Below are 3,180 nucleotides of genomic sequence, written 5' to 3'. Positions count from 1 at the left end.
GGTTACTCGTGTACGTGAGCATATTCCGGAATGAAGGTAATATGACCGGGATAGCGAAACGCGATAATTATCTGTCAGCGGGTAATTCTCTTCATTCAGTTATTTCAATTAATTTGTGACATCGGTAATGTGAAGGAGGATATCATGACCGAAACAAACCAGTCTGTAGTCAGAACCACCAATTCAAGATCGCTCCAGGCGATCATCGATGCTGTCCCGGTTGCAACCCTTATCATTGGTCCGAAAGGACAGTTTATTGACTGCAATAAAGAGTCACTCAGGATATTTCATGCAACAAGCCCGGATGATATCATCGGAAAACTACCGGGTATCCTTTCTCCCCCAAAACAGAGAACTGGAAAGGATTCAGGGTCTGAGTCGCTAGTATTACTAAAAAAGGCTCATGAGACCGGTTCAATCACGTTTTACTGGGATCATGTCACCTTGCAGGGAACCCTCTTTCCCGCCCGGGTAACCCTCAGTACCATCAGATATGACGATGAGCCATGTCTGATGGTCACGATCACTGATATGACCGACCAGGTCAGAGCTGAGGAAAATAATGCCCTTATCCAGGAAAATCCGTATGCTCTTCTCAAGCTGAATCCGGATCTTACCATTGCTGATGTGAATCCTGCATTTTTACGGATATCCGGGTATAAAAAGGAGGAATGGATTGGGAGAGCACTTAAAGAGTTTAAAATTATCAGGCGTGACGGCCCGACTGCTGATGAAGCCATCAGAACCAAAACATGTGTCACCGGAAAAATTGTGGTTGATTTTCCTAACGGCATCAAGCATATGCAATACTCCTATGTACCGGTCTTTGATGCTGACGGGAACCTTATCCTGATATATGATATATTTGCTGATCTCTCTGAACTATTTGAGAAGATACATGAGTCAGACTCCCTGATCGCTGAAAATCCTGCCTCTATCATCTCGTTTGATCCATCCGGGCAAATCCTATCCGTTAATCCTTCATTCCTGGCTGTATCCCATATGTCTGAAGAAGTACTGCTCTCGAAAAAGATTCAGGATTTCAAAATTCTGGAGCGTGAAGGGCAGTCTTTAGCTGATGCTATCAATTCTAAAAAATCTGGAAAAGGAAGGCTGGTAGTTGATTTTGACTGGGCAGTAAAAGTGATGGATTTTGTCTACATTCCGGTCTTCAATGCAAACGGTGATCTGCTCCGGGTGGTAGCGATGTATATTGATATATCAGATCAGGTAGCGTATGTCGAAGAGATTGGAGCGATGATTCGTGAGAATCCTCATGCAATCCTCATGATGAATCCGGATCTGAGTATCACCGAAGTAAACCCGGCATTCTTGCAGATCATGGGATATAGTTATGACCAGGCCCTCAAGATGAAACTGAGTGATATCAAGGTGATGAAACGGGAAGGTCTGACAATAAAGGATTCACTTGAAAGTAAAAAATCAGTACATGGAAAAATTGTAGCCGAAACTCCCGCCGGAATAAAGCATCTGAATTATATTTATATTCCAATTCTCGACAAGAAGGGAACTGTTGTCAGGTTTATCGAGATATTTTCAGATCTCACCGAACTGATGGATATGATTGCATATTATGAATCGATCCTTGATGCAGTACCGTTCCCGATCCATGTCACTGATCTGGATATGAAATGGAAGTATATGAACAAGACCTTCGAGCAGATTCTCGTCAAAAACAAAGCAATCAAGGATAGATGCTCGGCGTATGGTGCGCCATGCAGCACAGCAAATGCGAGTATATGTAAGACAGATCAATGTGGAATCCATCAACTCCGGACCTCCGGAAAGAACGAAACCTTCTTTGACTGGATGGGCTCTTCAGATAAACAGACTACCGCTCCGATCCTAAATATGAATGGTGATACAGTCGGGTATGTGGAGACGGTCCAGGACATGACCGAACAGATACGGCTGATAGAGTTTCTTCAGAAGGAAGTGAACCGTCTCTCTCAAAATTTTGTCCAGCTCAGTGAAGGAAACTTTACGCTGGATATGCAGATAACAGAGTCTGATAAGTATTCTGAACAAGCGAAGGTTATGTTTGAAGCGATCAACCAGAATATCGGAACACTATTGTCTGCTCTTCAGACTCTGATTCAGGATACAGATGATCTAGCCAGGAAAGCCACACAGGGTGATCTGAAGGCACGGGCAGATGTCTCCAGGCATAAGGGAGAATTCAGGAAGATCGTTGAGGGATTGAATCGAACACTGGAAAGCGTTATTGAACCGGTTAATGAAGCCTTACGGGTTTCTACGAGTTATTCCAGGTACGACTTCTCGGATCGGGTTTCCCCATCCCTTGTGGTGATAGGTGACTGGATTCCCTTTAAGGAGGCATTGAATAATATCGGTATCCAGGTGTCGGGTGCAGTGGCCCTGATCACGAAGAATGTAAGTGAACTGGCAGCGAGTGCAGAAGAGGCAACTGCTAGTATTGAAGAGGTTGTGGCCGGAGCCCAACAGATTGCAACCAATGCAGGAAAAGTAAGCCAGAATGCAGATCAGGGAGGAGACGGTATCTCCCAGGTATTGCGGGCGATGGAAGATCTGAACGAGACCGTGGGTTCGGTTTCACGAAAAGCCGAATCGGTCTCAGTTGCGTCTAACGAAGCAAATAGTCTGGCTAAAAGTGGTATTGAACTTGCCATGCGGTCAGAGAAGGCGATGGGTGATATCACGGTCTCTGCTGAAGAGGTTGATTCTATCGTCGGTGGTATCAACGCTCAGATGGATGAAATAGGCAAGATTGTCCGACTTATCTCTGATATTGCAAGCCAGACAAATCTCCTTGCCCTGAATGCTGCGATAGAAGCTGCACGGGCAGGGGACGCAGGCAGAGGATTTGCTGTGGTGGCTGCTGAGGTCAAGTCACTTGCCCAGGACTCACGAAAGTCAGCTGAAAATATCGCAGATATGATAGCCACGCTCCAGACCAAAGCCAAACAGGCGACCGAAGCGATGGGAAAATCCACGACCGCAGTAATGGAAGGGAGTAATGCCCTGGAGGAGACTCTGACCGCATTCAATAATATCGCGGCGACTATCGAGCAGATCAACCGTAATACTGTCGATGTGGCTTCAGCCTCTGAAGAGCAGGCAGCATCAGTGGAAGAGGTGACCGCCAGTATTCAGGAGGTCTCCAATCTGATCCTGAAT

The 3,180-nt window shown here is 45.8% G+C and carries 1 protein-coding gene; it reads left to right on the top strand.

Annotated elements, in window-relative coordinates:
* Positions 1 to 144 precede the first annotated feature (144 nt).
* Positions 145 to 3,180, top strand: a 3,036-nt coding sequence (locus tag LUQ50_RS15850; RefSeq protein WP_300041409.1) for a methyl-accepting chemotaxis protein, incomplete at its 3' end; no start/stop codon positions are given.

This window comes from Methanospirillum sp., from assembly GCF_028679455.1.
Lineage (GTDB): Archaea > Halobacteriota > Methanomicrobia > Methanomicrobiales > Methanospirillaceae > Methanospirillum.
The sequence above is the reverse complement of the archived record's forward strand: the minus strand, read 5'-3'. Positions and strand labels throughout refer to the sequence as shown.